Genomic DNA, 17,866 nt, shown 5'->3' with positions numbered 1-17,866 from the left:
TCTTGATTTCGACTGCGCCTGTGGAGTTCGTCGAATTCTTTCATCAACCAATCCATCTCAACTTCTTCTGATTTCGGCGTATTCAGTTCGTCTCCTTCACGCACGGCTTCCCACCTCCTTCCGATGCCGATGATATTGCCTGCCGTCACCCCAGGATTAGGAGGCAGGACGAAACCGTATATATCTACTCTTTCAAGGAGAACCACAAAGCGGCGGGTACTCGCCCCGCTTTCTATGCTGGTTCACATAATCTAAATTATGTGACTAAAAAGAGAGACAAGAATTCCAATATTACGCCTGAAAAACCTCACAAACTGCCGCTCCAAATAGAAAAGAGCATAAAAAACAAGCTGGAAGAATGGGAAATTCTACCGGTCTGATTTGCTATGCTCTATGAGAATATTTTGTCAAGATATTGTATAAACCTCTTGAAAAAGAAAGAGGTTCATGCTATATTGATACTGTATTGGTGTATCAAAAATCACCTATGTAACATAGTTAAGGGCGCAAAAGGTCCACATAATTTAGATTATGTGACTAGGAGGGTTCTCTGCACACGTTCAAGCCGGGCCAGATGGCCGTCGCCGGATTCTATGGTGTAAATCCTAGTAGTATCGACGCTGCTGTGGCCCAGCAGGTCAGCTAGACGAACGATGTCCTTTTCAATGGAGTAGAACGTCTTGGCGAAGAGATGGCGTAAATTATGGGGGAAGACTTTGCTTCGTGCCACGCCCGCCTTTTCACAAAGTCCCTTCATCATGCGCCAGATATAGCTGCGGTCGAGCGGTTTGCCGTTTCGCCCGACAAATACCGGCCCGGCTTGCAGGCCGGCCTTTTTTATATATCGTAACAGCAGCTTCTGCAGCGGCGCGGGGATGAAGATCACCCGCGTCTTGTTTTTGCAGTTTACTACCGCCTTGCCGTCCCGCACCGCCTCCGCGGTGATATATTGCAGTTCGCTGACCCGGATGCCCGTCCCGCAAATCGTTTGCAGGATATAGGATAGCTGGGTGTCTTTCGCTGCGTTTACCAGCCGGCGGTATTCATCCTGGGTCAGTTCCTTTTCCTGACGGCAAAACATCTGCCGTTGGATTTTCAAGAGCTTCACACAGCAGCCCGGCAGTCCGCAGAACCGCAGAAAGCAGTTGAGCGCCACCAGCATGGAATTGACGCTGGCGGGGGCGTATTGCTGGGTTAATTGCTCTTTATAGGCCAATATCTCGCTTTTATCTGCGGGTTTGTGTCCAAGGAAAGCATAAAAACAGCGCACATCGCGGAGATACTTATCCACGGTGGCGTCGCTTTTTTCTTCCTCGCGCAGATATTTTTCAAAGGCGAGCAGTTCTTTTTCTGTGATTCGGTCCATGGTTGTTCCTTCCTTCGGGATAGTCATAATCCTCTCTATCTTGCCCGCTCTTTCCCATAATATAAGAAATGAGGCAAAGAAGCAAGCAAAGTCAAAAGCCCGCACATCAAGACTGAACCGTGATGTACGGGCGCCGTTTTCGCTAAAAGATTCCATTACCGCCGTTGGCGGGCGGCGTTCAGCCCATCCTTCTGATTTTTATTTTATTTCAGAAGAGAAGGTATAATCAACGCCAATCTGCACAGGTTAGCATATGAGTCAAACGATATGCTGTCCGGGGTGGAATATTGGAGCGCAGGAAGAATTTATATCAATTTGTCTATACCGATTTAAAGAAACAAATCCTCAGTGAACGCTGGGATTACGGCAGCCGGCTGCCATCCGTTGACCGGCTTGCCGTGCACTATTATGCGGGAAAATGGACGATTCAAAAAGCGTTGGAACTGTTGGAAAAGGACGGCTTGATCCGCACAGAGGAAAGGCGGCGCGCCGTCGTGCTGTATCAATCGCCCTACGAGGGCGAGCATATCCCGGTCCATCAGATCCTTCGGAAGTGTTCGGAGATTCTCAGCGTATATCAAACGATGGAGCTGCTCATGCCGGATATTCTGGCCCTGTGCTCCCGGTCGGCCTGGGTCTATGAACTGGAGCATTTTGAGCCCATCCTCAAATGGAGAAAGCGCCCCACGATACTGGGACGCTGGCGCCTGACGTCCGGGCTCCTCCACGATTTGCTCTTGGCTTCCGGTAATCTTTTGTTTCTCAGTATGTACGGAACCCTGGAATTCTATGCAGAGGTTCCGTTTGTGGTAGAACATCAATATCCGCTGACCTCTTATGATATGATTACCGCCAACTTAACGCCCATACAGGTCCTCGAAAAACTGCAGGCCGACCACTACACCGTTCGGCAGAACTTTTCAGAATATTATCATCATATCTATCTGACAATTCAAAATGTCATGGATACGCTGGCAGAGAAATTTTCTCGCATTGATGACAGCGGAGAAAATACATTTACCTGGGAGTTCGGACTGGACCTGCTGTATAGAAAAGTAAGCCGGGATTTAATCGAAAAGATGACTTTGGGCGTATATACTGTGGGAAGCTGGCTGCCGTCGGAGAGCGCGCTTGCAGGGGAATACGGTGTCTCGGTTTCCACAATCCGCCAGGCGCTGCGGCTGCTCTCCCTGCTTGGCATCATCCAAACGCTTCATGGCAAAGGAAGCAGGGTGCTGCCTCTGGATCATCAACACGTTCCACAGTTGATTCACCATGAAGAATACCGGCAGGATTTTTTGCTGTATCTCAGCGGCCTGCAGCTTATGGCGATTGCCGTTCGCGCCGCGGTGCCGATTGCCTTTCCCCGCATCGATGCGGAGGAGCGGAAGAAACTACGGCAAGGCTTTGGGCAGAAAGGCATTATACCGCTGAAAATGCTGACCGACTGCGTGGTAGAACGGGTATCGCTGTATCCGCTTCAAGTGATTTTATCCAGGACGCGGGAGGTCGTCAGTTGGGGCTATCTTTACGCGGCTTACACCGACCACAGCCAAAGCACGCGCTACTTGAGCCTGCGCTGCAGTGAGGCCCTTTCTTGTCTGGAAAACGGAGACCAGAAGGGGTTTGCCGATTGCCTGTTCGACTGCTATAGTTATTTATTTCAAACCGTCCGTGACTTTTATATTGCACAGAAAATATCCGGGGCGGAACATTTGGTAATTCCAGATTGAAAAAGGAGCTGTCAAAGTCTAATCCCCCTCCAAGTATGTTGTGTCTCTATGCACCTTCGATTTCGCTGTCGTAATACTGCTCTTGAAATCTAACTGCCTCCATAATTTCTTCAACGGTATAGTTCATTCCTTCGGGCACGGCAACAAGTTTATCTTCTACATCATTGTGCCGATGGACAATACCGATAATTCGTGCAGTATATTCCTTTGCCGGAGCATCGACTCCCAATAGATAAACGTCAAGCTCCTCACCATCACCACCCAGAACATTAGGAATAAATCCATAGTTGATGGGATAGACGATATCATCATGTTTCGGGTGAACGCTTCCGATTGGTCTATCAATCGAGATATTCACTGTTTTCCCGAGATACGATTTGACCAGTGCCTTTCGCAGAGTATAAACGATAAAGTCATGCTTGCCCTTGAGGTATTTTTCTCTGCCGCCGTCAACAGGAGCTTGCTGGGCGAGGGACACCTTCAAATCTTCATACTCTTTTGCAACCGAAGGAGTTTTGTTAAGGTACTCTCTGAAGTTGATGTAGTTGATCCAGTCCATACTGCCCGATAAAACAACATGGATGAAATGCGTCTGCAGATCACCGGAGCCGTCATAAAAGTTCCCGCAAGCAAACAACAGTTGATCTCGAAGAGAAGCCGGCGCATTGGGACGATAATAAAAGCCGGCGACTTTAAGTTCTTTTTCATAAGCTAAGATCTCTTTCAGACGGGCGATCGTATTCTGAGCTTCGATTTCCCATTCTTTTTCGTGTTCGCACAGTTGAACTGTTCCACGTTTTAATCCAATCATCAATCCCGCCTCCTTTGCCGTTGCCATATTCTAATGATATCTTTCTTGTCTGTCCACGGCGTAGTATCTTTGGCTTTCGTTTGAACATGTTTCCTCCTTGCCGCCGTTTCGCAGACAGGAGGATATATAAAAGTTAGTCGCCTTGCTTTGTCTGCAAAACGACTGCTCTATTTGTTTCATTCAGTTTTACATTTCCATTTTCGGGGTATAGTCTTCGGCAATATCTTCTTCCACATCATCCTCTGTGGTAATCTCCACTGGGGACGGCATGTGCTGCAGTGCAATATCACGAAGCGTCTGTATCCGTTTGGCCGTTACTGCGGCGATGGCGGAAATTCGGCTTTCATCGATAAATTCCTCCGCGCCGTCTGCGGACAGGACGCTCGCGATCAGTTCCTTTCCATCCGCTAGCCTGTCAAAATTGATCCAGCGGAAGTCGGATACCAGCTTTAACTGCTCCGCATGATGGTTTTTGAACGGCTTGCAGATCACCTCTTTTTCTGAACGTATCTGTGCAGACGTCTTGTCATAGCCCAGAGAGGATCCGCTGTCATAAATGGGGGCGAAGCCCAGCCAGTGAAGCGTTTCAGCGTCCCGCAGCACACCGAAGTTGTTGAAATGCCGGTCTTCGTTGGCGATGATATAGTCCAGCACCATCATGCGGTCGAGGAACGGAACCGTTCCTTGAATGCCGAGCGCCTCGCAGCAATTTATAAAATGCTGGTACATTGAGGTGCTGTTGTCCTTTTTTTGCGTTTTCAGGATGCGCCAGGCGGAAACCAGTTCGGTGTTTTCTGTCACGAAATCCTCGCACACGCTGTAGGGCGCACCCTTGTTCCAGGTTACCGTGTACGGCACATGGGGAATATCGAGACGCTCCATGATCCCAGCGGCGATGGCCTCATTGAAGGGCTGCTGGCGGAACGGGTTGCTGCCGCCTTTTACCAGGCAACGCTTTCCGTTTATGATCTTCCAGCGCTTTTTCAAGTTGCCGTCGGAAGTATTGTCCGGAGAAGAGAAGTCTAGTCCGTCTGCCTTTTTATCCGCGCCGAACAGGACATCACCGATATCTTCTGAAAAATCGTTCCCGAAGAAGTTGATCCTGTCCCAGGTCAGGTCGGAGCCTTCGGGACAAATCCAATATTGGTCTGACAAACTCAGTCCATAGCAGCGTACCAGCAGCATTTTGGGACTGTTGATTTCCAGCATTTCCAGTGCTTCGCGCACACCGGACCGGCTGGTGGGGATAGAACGGTCCGTCCACCACTCGTTCAGCGCCGCACGGTCGGTTGCGCCTCTGCGTACCGGGACGCCGACCGGCAGATGCTCCGGCGCATACACCGCGCCGATTTTCTGGATGTATCCGGTGGCGTCGTCCAATTCCATTTCCGCCACTTTGGTTCGTTTATGCATCAAGGTGCATTTCAAACTGTTCACCCCATTTTTCTTGTCACTTTTTCCAGACGGCTTTGCTTTCAGGCGTTCTAAAGGGCATTATACCCCAATTTAACCCCTTTTGTCAACAGCGCATCGCCTGCGGCCCGCACCCCATTCCTAAGCGCACCGGAAAAGGGATCGATCACATCGTTTTTCTTATGGAAGCAAAGCACTGTGATAACTGCTGCCGAAAATGTTCGGGCAATCAGGTGTAGAGGTCTACACCTACATTATAAGCGAGGCAACAGATTATATCAAATACTTGGTTTTACACCTTATTTATGCCTAAAAAGCATTTTAAGTGCTCTATGAATTTCGTCGCCGCTATACTGAACGGCTGCTGTTTTTTCCACGCCAATACACTGTTCGCCGTAAGTTCTGGGCATAAAGGTCGATAGGTGATTTTCCCCCTATCCCAAAAGGGTATGGAGCCTTCAATCACAAGGGAATAGGCCAAACCCCTCTGAACCATAAGGGCACTGTTTGTGGCTAAATTGCTGGTAAAGAGAACCTGTTTTTCCTGAAAGGAATCTCCGAACCAGTTGGATAGTTCGTTCTGCACATTTGTTCGACTCGGAAGAATGAGCGGCACATTCTCTAAGTCTTTTGCGCTCACAGTTTCCTTCTCCGCAAGCGGATCATCCGGGCGCATTAAGACTACCCACTGTTCTTTTCCTCTCAGACGAATAAACTCAAACTTTTCTATATCAACCGGCTCCAGCAAGACGCCAATATCAATCAGACCTTTTTCCATCCGTTCCTTCACCAGATCGGCATTTCCTGTAAAAATGTCGAAGGTGACAAGCGGGTACTTTTCACGGTAATCTTCAATGATTTCGGGCAACACCTGCATCGCTGCCAGTTCTCCGCCGCCAATCACAATTCTGCCCTCCACAAGCTCGTCCTGCTCAATCAGTTCTCTTTCTGTCCGGTCGACCAGAGACAAAATCTCCTCTGCCCGCCGCCGCAGTAAGATTCCCTCGTTTGTTAACGTAATCTTTTTTGCACCTCTGTGAAACAACTTGACACCAACTTCATCCTCCAACTGTGATAGCTGGCGGCTAAGCGTCGGCTGAGTAATATGTAAGGCTTCTGCTGCACGGTTAATTCCTTCCTCTCGAACGACTGCTAAGAAATAGCGCAGCACCCGTATTTCCATTGTGGTACCTCCTGCACATATAGTTTTTATTATTATAGCCGACATATGCTCCGAAAGCAATATTCATCTCTCACTATCTTTCCGCGTGTTCGATCCGCCAGCCTTCGGCCTTCTCCCGAACTTTAATAAATTCCCTGTAGGTTCCCTCCTGTGCCAGCAGTTCTCTGTGGGTTCCTTTCTGGACTACCGTTCCCCCGTCAATGACAAGGATCTGATCTGCATTCTCAATGGTTGCCAGCCTGTGGGCAATGGTTATGATGGTTTTGCCGTGTGTCAACTCAGAAATGGCCTCCTGAATTAAATGCTCATTTTCCGGATCAATACTTGCCGTTGCCTCGTCCAGAATGACAATAGGAGCATCCTTCAGCATAGCCCTGGCAATGGAAATCCTCTGCTTTTCCCCACCGGAGAGGGAAGAACCGCCTTCGCCGGTCACGGTGTTGTATCCATCTGGCAGATCCATAATGAAATCGTGGCAGCGGGCTTTTCTTGCGGCGGCAACGATCTGCCCGTCTGTTGCGTCAGGACTTCCAAATTTAATATTGTTCTTAATCGTATCCCGGAACAGGTATACATCCTGGAATACCATACTGATATTCTGTAACAGGCTGTCACAAGTAAACTTCCGAATATCGGTTCCGCCCAGGGTGATTGCTCCATCACTGACGTCATAGAAACGAGCTATCAGATTGCACAAAGTAGATTTCCCGCTCCCTGAGGGGCCGACAATGGCCGTTGTGGTATTTTGCGGAATCGTAAAATTCAAATCATGCAGCACAATCCGTTCCCCATAGCCAAAGGACACATTCTGAAACTCGATGTCATACGAAGCGAGGGTAATGTCTTTTCCGTCCTGATCGATGTATTCTGCATTTTCCAGAGCCTCCAGTTTGTTCATTGCAGAATCAACGACACCTAACATGTGTGCAGCTTCGTTCATATTCTCAACACTGCCGAAGAGCACAAAGGAAAACAGCACGAACATAAGGAAGTCAGCCATGCTCATTTGCCCCTGCAGCGCTTGCCATGAGCAGATAAAGACAATCCCGATTGACGCTACTTTCAAAGCAAGCAGGTGCAGACAGTTACACGGTGTGTAGCCCTTTTCCACTTTGATATGGATGTCTTTCAAATCTTTGCTGGCTCTCTGGAAACTCGCAATAGAAGCGCCTTCCCGGCCGAAAGATTTTACGATGGACAACCCCCTGATATATTCAATCGCTGCACCGGACATATCCTCCATTGCTCGATGTGTTGTGGCAGCAGTATTCGCGCTGTGCCTGCTGATTCCCTGTAAGGCCAGAGCGGAGAGAATAACACCTACAACAGAAATCAAGGCCGCGGTTGGACTAAAATAGACAAGGCAGAGAACAATGGCAATAAACTTTGCATAGCCGTTGATGATAACATCCACCAGCTTCATGCCCTGCAATTCAAGAGTAGACAATTCCGTGGTAATGCCGGTCAGAATATCCCCCACACTGTTTTGCGAGAAATAGCCAAGAGGAACCCTTTTCAGCACATCTCCAAGATGGATGCGCTGCCCAGCGGCTACCTCATAGCCGATACTTTCCTGTAAAACTGCCCGCAGGTAAGAAAGCAGGAAATTAAGTGCAATCGAGCCCATGATAACCCAGAGCAACTGCCAGATCAGGGAGCTTTCTATGCTGCTACCTGCCCAATATGCCCGTATTACTGTATCAAGAGCATAGGCGGCCGCCATCATGGGAATTGCTGTAGCCAGGCTGCTAAAGAAGGAAAAGACAGACCCAAGGTAGAGACGTCCTTTCTGTTTTCCGGCCCACCGGATAATCCGTTTCATAGACTTAAACATTGACAGCGACCTCCTTCTTTTCCTCTGTCTGCCGCATCTGCGGCGGCACAGCGGTATCCACTTGCGGGATCTCACCTACAGACCAGTTTTTCGCACCGACATGCGCTTTCCACATATCCGCATAAAGCGGACAACGGTTTAACAGCTCTTGCTGCTTTCCGCAATCTACGATCTGGCCTTTCTTTAACACGGCAATCTGATTGGCATTTTGAATGGTGGAAAGCCGGTGTGCGATCACAAGCAGAGTCTTTCCTTTTGAGAGCGCCATGATGGACTTCTGAATTTTATCTTCGTTCTGCGGGTCGGTGAAGGCCGTGGCCTCGTCCAAAATCACAATCGGGGCATTTTTAAGGATTGCTCTCGCAATGGCAATCCTCTGCTTTTCCCCACCGGACAACCGCCTTCCGGCGTCGCCGGCAGGCGTATCGTAGCCCTTCTCCAGACGGGCAATAAATTCATCGCAGCACGCCGCCTTTGCAGCCGCATAGACTTCTTCGTCTGTAGCGTTTGGATTTCCCAATCGGATGTTTTCTTTCAGGGAGCAGTTAAACAGAAAATTGTCCTGTGTCACGAAGCTGATCAACTCGGAAAGCTGACGGATAGACAATTCCTTGATGTTATATCCGCCGATGGCAATGCTACCGCCAGTCACATCCCAGAATCTGGCAATCAGGCGGGCAACTGTTGATTTTCCGCCGCCGGAGGGGCCAACGAGAGCGGTAAAACTGCCCTCCGACATTTTCAGGCTGACGCCTCGCAGTACATCGTTCTGTTTGGAACCGTCATAAGAAAAGGTCACATGCTCCAAGACAATGTCATGGTGCGCGATGGAAACCTCTTTGCCTGAATCCGGCAGCACCGGCAGATTCAGAAGCTCATTCGCCGCTTCTACCGAAAATTCCATAGACTTTGCTTCATTGATGAAAGTCGTCGCCTTCATCAGTGGCCCGACAATGCTAAGAGAAAGAATGACTCCCATAGCAAGTTCCGCCGGGGAAATGCTTCCACTCTGCACCAGCAAAAGGCCAACGGGCAGAACCCCAAGGAGCGTTGTAGGCAGAATCGCCATCATAAGATTCATGGTTTTCCATGTACTCTTAAACCATGCCAGGGTAAAATCCTTGAAAGACCGAACAGCGCCAACAAATTTCTCATAGGAGCTGGTGCTTTGATTGAAAGCTTTTACAACTTCGATTCCCTCTACATATTCAATTATGACACTGTTGACATGGTCACTTGCATCCATATAAGCAGCATACTGACTACTATAATTCCTCATAAGAAAGAACATAGGGATCATGGCCAGCAGCGGAGCGATTAGCACGGCTAATCCCATACGCCAATCAATTGCCAGCAGCCAAATAAAAATGGCAACCGGCAGCAAAAGGTTGGATAGCAATTCCGGGATCATATGTGCCAAAGGTGGCTCTACTTCCTCAACTTTATCCACAATAATGTTTTTCAGATAGCCGATCCTCCGCCCCATCACTTCTCCCAGCGGAGCTTTCATCAGACGGTTCGCAATCTTTAGCCGAATGCCCTCCAAAATCGTATAGGCAGAAATATGGGCCAGAATCGTAGAAATACCGAAGCAGACTATCCGTATCAGATAACCCGCTCCTCCTACCAAGCACCAAAATACAATATCGCTCATCGTCACCGTCTGATTGATAAACGCGAGCAGGATTTTATATACAGCCCAAAACGGTATGAACCCCCCGGCAACGCTGACAATTGCGCTAAAAACAGAGATGGTCATTTTCCCCTTGCAAGGAGCGGCAAAGGAAAACAAAATTGTAATCCAACTCTCTTTTTGTTGTTTCATAACAGTTCACCTCTCTTATTTTTTTAGCCAGCAAAACGGCCATCCAGCCGAAAAAAGCAGGCCGCCAAACTCCGCCAGCGTCAGACAAATGACTTTCGGTATTCCAGCGGTGTTTTTCCCATAACCTGATGAAAGGCAGACGCAAATTTGCTGGGGCTGTCATAACCAACTATCCCGGCGATTTCCGCCACTTTCATATTTTTGTCAGATTTCAGCAAAGCGGCGGCATAGTTCATGCGGTATGTTCTCATATACGTAAAAATCGGGGTGCCATATACCGCTTTGAAACAATTTTTCAGCGGCGTCAATGCAATATCGAACCGCTCCGAAAGCTCCTCCAGCGTATAGGTTTTCGTCAAATCCTCTGTCAGAAATGCCTGAATCGCCTTAATCTTTTCCACCTGCCCTTTAAAGAAATATGGCCGTTCCTCTGTATGCCCGGATAATTCCAGCGCATCTAAGTAAAGCAGTAATTCCAGAACCTTGATTCTGAAATACTCTTTCTTGATTTTGAGCGGTACAGTATAAAGTTCCGAAAAAATATGCTCGATTGCCGGCTCACCGGGAATCACAAAGGGAATCGGGTCACTGCAGTATTTTTTCTGTAATTCATAGAGATCAATGGAGAAGCCTTTCATGTATGCCGGGATCTCTTTGGCCGCAACCTTCATATGAAAACCAATGGAGATTCCGTGATAATGGCAGAGAGGAAATGTTACCTGTCCGCTGTGATTGATACGCCGGTCCACACGCAAATCCCCAGCCGCCAAATAGCTATATGCGCCTTTACCGGCCTCCTGTTCAATCCGCCCCTCCCGGCAGTGATCGATACACAAAAGTTCCAGATCCGTCTGAAAACCGGATACGCACTGCTTCATATGAAAATCGTTATACATAAGAAATACGCCTGGAAACACCTGGTAAAGTGTCATGGTTCCATCGCCGGAACTGTCGCTTAGACGCATAACCCGGCAATCATCGGTTTCGATTATACTTTGTACATTAACACCGCAATCGATCTGCTCAAATATTTCCGACACATGATTTCCTCCTTTCTGCGGAGCATCCCTCCATACCAAATATTTTATCACAAGTGCGGTTCAAAAACTCAAAATCATGAGAGACAATGAGAATCACTCTGTTTTCCGATTTCAAATTTTTAATCATATCACTGACTTCCAGCATACGGCGATAATCAAGGCCGCTGGTGGGCTCGTCAAACACCAGGAGATATTTGCTTGACAGAATCGCAGTTGCCACGGCTAGCCGCTGCTTCTGTCCGCCTGATAAGGCCATGGGATGGCGATCCTTGAAGCTCAGCAGTTCAAAGGTTTCCAGGATTTTTTCTATGCGCTCCGCCGGGCAGTCCGGCTTGGATACTTCACACTCATTCCAGACGCTGTCTGAAAAAAGCTGGTGGTTCACATCCTGCATAACGCAGAAACTCGCTTTGTTTCTCCGCTTCACATTCACGGCCTTTCCATCGAGCTGAACCGTTCCATGGGATTCTTTCAGCAGCCCACACAGGCAGCGGATCAGCGTCGTTTTTCCGGCTCCATTATGCCCAATGATTCCGAGAACCTCTCCGGGGACCGCAGAAAAATTGATTCCGCCAAATACAGTCTGCTTATCAATGGTGCAGGCAAGATTTTCTACGGAGAGCCCCACCTTTGCGCCGGGCGGATCAGCATGAGGCAGTTTCAGCGTAGGATACACCAGGCTCCGCAGTCCCATACGGATCCGCTGGTTTTCCGAAATTTTATGAAATTCCTCTCTGGTAAAAATCTGGGCTATCTTTCCGTTTTGGATGAATATGGCCCGGTCTATTAAATCCATCAGGAAATAAATCCGATGCTCGGCCACAATGACTGTCCGGCCTTCTTTTTTGATTCGAATCATCTGCTGGCGCAAAATGTCGATAGCCTCCGCATCCAGATTGGCCGTCGGCTCGTCCAAAACAAAGACAGAAGGATTCATAGCATAAACGCTCGCAAAGGCAAGGCTCTGCTTTTCTCCGCCCGACATGGAGAAAATATTCCGCCCAAGGAGCGGTTGAATGCTCAAAGCTGAAACCGTGGCTTCAAATCGCTCTCTGATCTCCGACGGGGCAGCGCCTGCATTTTCCAATCCAAACGTAACCTCGCTGTCAGAGTCAATATTGAAAAACTGCGATTTTGGATTTTGAAACACGGAACCGACCTGTTCTGCCAGGTGATACATCTCCGTCTTTGCAACTTCCATTCCGTTTACGAAAGTTGCCCCTGACAATGTACCGCCTTCAACAAAGTGGGGAATTAGGCCGTTAATCAGCTTTGTAATGGTTGTCTTGCCACACCCGCTTTCACCGCAGAGGAGCACACATTCCCCCTGTCTGATCTCTAAATCAATGCGGGAGAGCGTCCCTTGTTCTTTTCCATATTCAAATGAAACATCTTTTATATCTATCACAGGTCGCGCCCCCCTATCCAACCGCAATCGAAATAACACAGAACACCGCACCGAGCGCCAGGCATACAAAATCCTGCACCCCAAACTTCATATCGATCATGCTTGTCTTTTGCGCCGGGTTTTCAATTCCTCTTGTGACTGCGGCGGCGGATAATTCTTCTGCGGTTGTCGCGGCTGAGATCATGATTGGAACGAGCAGACATTCTATTTTTTCTGCCCCGTGAATATCGCGCAGCTTCATGGCGTCTCTTATATATCCTACTTCCTCTTTCAGCGCCGGGAAATAACGAATCGTGACTGAAAGCGGGATAATCAGCCCTTGTGGAATATGACATTTGCGAAGACTCACCATGAATTCCCTTACAGGGGTTTTCTGCAATATCAGTGTTCCAACAATCAGGCAGGGAAAAATCTTTCTCGCATAGGAGACAATGATTGTAAAACTGCTGGCTATCATTTTCGGTCCGTTAGGGAAAACATAGTATTGGAGGAACAGGAAAATTCCAAACGCCACTGCTAATTTGCCCGCGGCCTTTTTACAGCCGCAGACAATAATCAGCAGGAGCAGCAAAACAACCCATGTAATTTCAACCCATACTGAATGCTGCGTGAAGGCCACCACATTCGCCATCACCAGCAAAAGCAATTCCGTTCGCGGGTCAATTTTTAACGTATGGTTTCTGCTGAGGCTGCTCATTATACAATTCCTGCCTTGACAAAATGTTTTTGGAACAGTCCCTTTGCAATAAAGGCGCCAATGATTCCACCGATGATCGGTGCCACGATCAGAACAATCAGCATGGCATTGGATGAGAGGGCCTCTACTGCTGATACATAGTCGAGAGGCATTCCCTGTTCCGCAATTTGCGCTAAAAAATCCTTTTTGAAGAGCCAGATCGGCAGGGGAGAACCAACCATACCAAGCGAATAAATCACATAGGCGATAGAGTTCCCCTTAAAACTGTTGTATTTCGTGATGCCGCGGACAATTTCAGACAAAATACAGGTCGAAGCCATAGCAACCAAGATCACTAAGGTAAACTGTCCTGTGGCGAAGTAAATCAATGCGGTAATCAATCCCATCAGAAAGACTGCGCCGGGTTTTTGCACCTTTGCCACCATGAGCATAAAGGGAATCCCTGCAAAAACAGCGATAAAGCCAGGCATAAGCATCCAGAGAACCGGATGAATACCGCCCATCAGCATAAAGATAAAGTTGATCACAAAATAAATAGCAGAAAAGATACCGATGGTGATGAGGTCTTTTCCTTTCAGTTTTTTGTCCATGCTTACATCAGACATAAGTGTTTCCTCCTCTACTTAGTTAGTTCTAGCTAACACAGTGTTATACTAGCAGATATGAATCTTCTTTTCCACTCTGATAAGTCTTTTCTGCTCCAATCAGACAAAATATCTTGTATCAGACACATGGCTCTAAATTTTTGCCTGATGGAATTGAAAACGGAATCCAGATACAGATTATTGCTCTTGACAGGGCCATCTGTTTGATGTATTATAACATTGTTATATATCACTGTTATATGGAGACTGATATGCAAGAAAATGCACCCGCTACCAACACTCTGTCCACAACATGGTGGAAAACCCGTGCTCCAGGCGGCTGCAGGGATCCACACCTTATTTTTTTGATACGAAGTTAGTTTTCGCTAACTAATATAGATAAGGAGGTTCATTATTCAATGAAAGAAGAAAAAAAGAACGACTTGGCGACCTTGCTGGGCTATGCGGGCAGCCACAAAGGCCTGACCTTTCTGGGGCTGGCTTTGTCCGCAGTGTCCATGCTGCTGAGTATGGCGCCCTACATCTGCATCTGGCTGGCGGCCCGGGATTTGATCGCCGTAGCGCCGGACTGGACCCAGGCGCAAAATGTCACCCGATACGGCTGGCTGGCTTTCGCCTTTGCGGTGGGCGGTATCGTGCTGTATTTCGTGGGCTTGATGTGCACCCATCTGGCGGCCTTCCGCACGGCGTCCAACATCCGCAAGCAGGGCGTCGCCCATGTGATGAAAGCCCCGCTGGGCTTCTTTGATTCCAACGCTTCCGGCCTGATCCGCGGCCGGCTGGACGCGGCGGCGGCTGATACCGAGACGCTGCTGGCCCACAACTTAGCGGATATCGTCGGCACTGTCGTCCTATTTGTGGCCATGCTGGTACTGATGTTCGTCTTTGACTGGCGGATGGGCGCCGCCTGCCTGCTGGCGGCGGTCATCTCGGTCATTGCGATGTTTTCCATGATGGGCGGCAAAAATGCCAAGCTGATGGCGGAATACCAAGCGGCCCAGGACCGTATGACCAAGGCGGGGACCGAATATGTCCGGGGGATCCCCGTGGTCAAAATCTTCCAGCAGACGGTCTACTCCTTCAAGGCGTTTCAGCAGGCCATCGAGGATTACAGCAACAAGGCCGAGCATTATCAGGCGGATGTGTGCCGGGTACCCCAGTCTGTCAACCTGACCTTTACCGAAGGGGCCTTTGTCTTCCTGGTGCCGGTGGCGCTGTTTTTGGCGCCGGGAGCCCTGGCAGGCGGCGATTTTGCCGGCTTTGTCACCAACTTCGCCTTCTATGCAGTGTTTTCAGCCATCATCTCCACGGCGCTGGCCAGAATCATGTTCGCCGCTTCCGGTATGATGCTGGCCGGCACCGCCCTAGGCCGCATCAGCCAGGTGATGGACGCCCCTGCGCTGGAAATCCCGGGGCACCCGCAGGTGCCCAAAGGAAACCGGGTGGAATTTAAGGACGTGAGCTTCACCTATGACGGTTCGGAAACCCCTGCCCTCTCCCACGTCTCCTTCACGGCGGAGCCGGGGCAGACCGTGGCGCTGGTGGGTCCGTCCGGCGGCGGCAAGACCACGGCGGCCAGCCTGATCCCACGCTTTTGGGATGCGACCTCAGGTGTGGTGGAGGTCGGCGGCGTGGATGTGACCCAGATCGATCCCCATGTGCTCATGGATCAAGTGGCCTTCGTATTCCAGAATAACCGCCTGTTCAAGGCATCCATCCTGGAAAACGTCCGGGCCGCCCGCCCGGAAGCTACACGAGAGCAGGTACAGGCGGCGTTGATGGCTGCCCAGTGCAAAGACATTCTCGAAAAGCTGCCGGACGGCCTTGATACCCAGATCGGCTCCGAGGGAACCTATCTCTCCGGCGGTGAACAGCAGCGCATCGCCCTGGCCCGAGCCATTTTGAAGGACGCTCCCATCGTGGTGCTGGACGAGGCCACTGCCTTTGCGGATCCTGAGAACGAGGTGCTGATCCAGAAAGCCTTCGCCACGCTGACCAAGGGCCGCACCGTCATCATGATTGCCCACCGCCTGTCCACCGTCGTGGGAGCTGATACGATTATCGTTCTGGATGAAGGTCATATAGTCGAGCAGGGTACCCACGGAGAGCTCACCGCCGCAGGCGGGCTGTATGCCCGGATGTGGACCGATTATAACCAGGCGGTTCAATGGAAGATCAGCAGTGAAAAGGAGGCGGAGTAAATGTTCAGCCAAAAGTTTCAACGGAAATACGCGCTGACCGACCAGGGGGTGCGCAATACCAAAAAGGGCACCCTGTGGACGGTCATCGTCAATCTGGTCGTCATGGGCGGCGTCAGCATCCTGTATCTGATGATGTCCGGCTTTATGGAGACTCTGACAGATGGAAGCCCGCTGCCCAGTGTGGTGCAGGCCATCGGACTGGTGATCCTTTTTGTCATTCTATCGCTCGCGACGCATCTACAGCAGTACAAGGCTACCTACGGACTGGTATATAACGAAGTCAAAACCACACGTCTCAGTCTGGCGGAACGGCTGCGCAAGCTGCCCTTAGGCTACTTTGGCAAGCGGGATCTGGCCGACCTGACCGAAACCCTCATGGGGGACGTCAATCGCATGGAACATGTTTGGTCCCATGTGCTGGGGTATCTGTACGGTTCTTACATTTCCACGGCGGTTATCGCTGTCTGCCTGCTTGTATACGATTGGCGGCTGGCCATCGCCTGCCTGTGGGGTGTGCCGGTGGCCTTTGGCCTGCTGTTCGGCAGCCGAAAGATCACAAGCCGCAGCGCTGAACGGACAAAAAGAGCGGCTGTCCGCGTCTCCGATGGTATTCAGGAAGCGCTGGAGAATGTCCGTGAAATCCGCGCTACCAACCAGGAGGACCGGTATCTGGAGGGGCTGAACCAAAAAATCGATGAGCACGAACGGATTATGATTCGAGGAGAGCTCGGCACGGGCCTTTTCGTCAACGCCGCCAGCGTGATCATGCGCTTAGGCGTAGCGACCACAATCCTTGTGGGAGCCAATCTGATTCTCTCCGGCCGCATCGACTTCATGCTGCTGTTCTTATTCCTGCTGGTCATTACCCGGGTCTATGCGCCCTTCGACCAGAGCTTGGCGCTCATCGCAGAGATGTTTGTATCCCAGGTGTCCGCTGACCGCATGATGGAGATTTACGACACCCCTACCGCAGAAGGCGCAGAAAGCTTTGAACCCAAAGGCCACGACATCGTATTTGACCATGTAGGCTTCGCCTATGATGAGAAGGAAGTTCTGCGCGATGTGAGCTTTACCGCAAAAGAGGGGGAAGTGACCGCGCTGGTAGGCCCCTCCGGTTCCGGCAAGAGCACCTGTGCCCGGCTGGCTGCACGGCTGTGGGATGTCACCAAAGGCGCCGTAAAGGTAGGCGGCGTGGATATCTCCACTGTAGATCCGGAGGTGCTGCTGCGGGATTACTCCATGGTCTTCCAGGACGTGGTGTTGTTTGACGACACGGTGATGGAAAACATCCGCCTTGGCAAGCATGGCGCCGCGGACGAGGAAGTGCTCGCTGCAGCCAAAGCCGCAAACTGTGACGAATTCGTCAGAAAACTGCCCCAGGGCTACGACACCCCCATCGGGGAGAACGGAGCCAAGCTCTCCGGTGGGGAACGGCAGCGGATCTCCATTGCCCGGGCCCTGTTAAAGGACGCGCCGATTGTGCTGTTGGATGAGGCTACTGCAAGCCTGGATGTGGAAAACGAGACAAAGGTGCAAGGGGCGCTCTCCCGCCTTCTGGCAGGCAAAACCGTGCTGGTGATCGCCCACAGGATGCGCACTGTGGAAGCGGCCGACAAGATCGTCGTCCTGGACGGCGGCCGGGTGGTGGAAGAAGGTTCCCCTGCAGAACTGATGGCCCGGAGCGGCCTCTATTGCCGCATGGTGGAGCTGCAGCGGCAAAGCGCTCAATGGCGGCTCGCGTAGGCAATTC

General features: G+C 50.3%; 13 protein-coding genes. 3 read left to right on the top strand and 10 right to left on the bottom strand.

Annotated features, from left to right (window positions below; all coding sequences use genetic code 11):
* Window positions 1-529 precede the first annotated feature (529 nt).
* Complete coding sequence (locus H8730_RS14470) at window positions 530-1,366, bottom strand: tyrosine-type recombinase/integrase (protein WP_177714403.1); 837 nt, start codon at window positions 1,364-1,366, stop codon at window positions 530-532.
* A 287-nt stretch (window positions 1,367-1,653) separates the two neighbouring features.
* On the opposite strand from H8730_RS14470, the gene H8730_RS14465 reads away from it, so the two are divergent.
* On the top strand, window positions 1,654-3,099 hold the full coding sequence (locus H8730_RS14465; RefSeq protein ID WP_177714402.1) for a GntR family transcriptional regulator: 1,446 nt from the start codon (window positions 1,654-1,656) through the stop codon (window positions 3,097-3,099).
* Window positions 3,100-3,145: 46 nt separating this feature from the next.
* On the opposite strand, the gene H8730_RS17945 is transcribed toward H8730_RS14465, so the two are convergent.
* The 9 genes from H8730_RS17945 to H8730_RS14415 all read right to left on the bottom strand — a co-directional run bounded on the left by H8730_RS17945 (window position 3,146) and on the right by H8730_RS14415 (window position 13,915).
* The gene (locus H8730_RS17945; protein ID WP_177714401.1) at window positions 3,146-3,910 is read right to left on the bottom strand and encodes a GrpB family protein; all 765 of its coding nucleotides are present in this window, start codon (window positions 3,908-3,910) and stop codon (window positions 3,146-3,148) included.
* A 186-nt stretch (window positions 3,911-4,096) separates the two neighbouring features.
* Window positions 4,097-5,323, bottom strand: coding sequence for a HipA domain-containing protein (locus tag H8730_RS14450; RefSeq protein ID WP_249290059.1), 1,227 nt, complete (start codon window positions 5,321-5,323; stop codon window positions 4,097-4,099).
* A gap of 292 nt (window positions 5,324-5,615) precedes the next feature.
* Window positions 5,616-6,506: a LysR family transcriptional regulator gene (locus tag H8730_RS14445; RefSeq protein WP_177714400.1), complete on the bottom strand. Its 891-nt coding sequence runs from the start codon at window positions 6,504-6,506 to the stop codon at window positions 5,616-5,618.
* A 73-nt stretch (window positions 6,507-6,579) separates the two neighbouring features.
* Window positions 6,580-8,340: an ABC transporter ATP-binding protein gene (locus H8730_RS14440; RefSeq protein WP_177714399.1), complete on the bottom strand. Its 1,761-nt coding sequence runs from the start codon at window positions 8,338-8,340 to the stop codon at window positions 6,580-6,582.
* The gene (locus H8730_RS14435; RefSeq protein ID WP_177714398.1) at window positions 8,333-10,165 is read right to left on the bottom strand and encodes an ABC transporter ATP-binding protein; all 1,833 of its coding nucleotides are present in this window, start codon (window positions 10,163-10,165) and stop codon (window positions 8,333-8,335) included. Before H8730_RS14435 ends, H8730_RS14440 begins: the two co-directional genes overlap by 8 nt.
* A gap of 80 nt (window positions 10,166-10,245) precedes the next feature.
* Window positions 10,246-11,130 carry a helix-turn-helix domain-containing protein gene (locus H8730_RS14430; protein ID WP_430385390.1) on the bottom strand — a complete coding sequence of 295 codons (885 nt, stop codon included), beginning with the start codon at window positions 11,128-11,130 and terminating at the stop codon, window positions 10,246-10,248.
* Window positions 11,131-11,188: 58 nt separating this feature from the next.
* Window positions 11,189-12,613, bottom strand: coding sequence for an ATP-binding cassette domain-containing protein (locus H8730_RS14425; protein ID WP_177714396.1), 1,425 nt, complete (start codon window positions 12,611-12,613; stop codon window positions 11,189-11,191).
* Between the two features lie 13 nt (window positions 12,614-12,626).
* Complete coding sequence (locus tag H8730_RS14420; protein WP_177714395.1) at window positions 12,627-13,310, bottom strand: energy-coupling factor transporter transmembrane component T; 684 nt, start codon at window positions 13,308-13,310, stop codon at window positions 12,627-12,629.
* Complete coding sequence (locus tag H8730_RS14415) at window positions 13,310-13,915, bottom strand: MptD family putative ECF transporter S component (protein WP_177714394.1); 606 nt, start codon at window positions 13,913-13,915, stop codon at window positions 13,310-13,312. The genes H8730_RS14420 and H8730_RS14415 overlap by 1 nt, the downstream gene beginning before the upstream one ends.
* A 398-nt stretch (window positions 13,916-14,313) precedes the next feature.
* Here H8730_RS14415 and H8730_RS14410 point away from each other — a divergent pair, with 398 nt between their 5' ends.
* Both H8730_RS14410 and H8730_RS14405 read left to right on the top strand, forming a co-directional pair.
* Window positions 14,314-16,116 carry an ABC transporter ATP-binding protein gene (locus H8730_RS14410; protein WP_249290057.1) on the top strand — a complete coding sequence of 601 codons (1,803 nt, stop codon included), beginning with the start codon at window positions 14,314-14,316 and terminating at the stop codon, window positions 16,114-16,116.
* Window positions 16,117-17,859, top strand: a complete 1,743-nt coding sequence (locus H8730_RS14405) for an ABC transporter ATP-binding protein (protein WP_177718427.1) — start codon at window positions 16,117-16,119, stop codon at window positions 17,857-17,859. It begins immediately after the preceding gene.
* The last annotated feature ends 7 nt before the right edge of the window (window positions 17,860-17,866 follow it).

The sequence above is a fragment of the Bianquea renquensis genome, from assembly GCF_014384895.1.
Lineage (GTDB): Bacteria > Bacillota > Clostridia > Lachnospirales > Bianqueaceae > Bianquea > Bianquea renquensis.
This window is presented reverse-complemented; position numbering and strand designations above follow the sequence as displayed.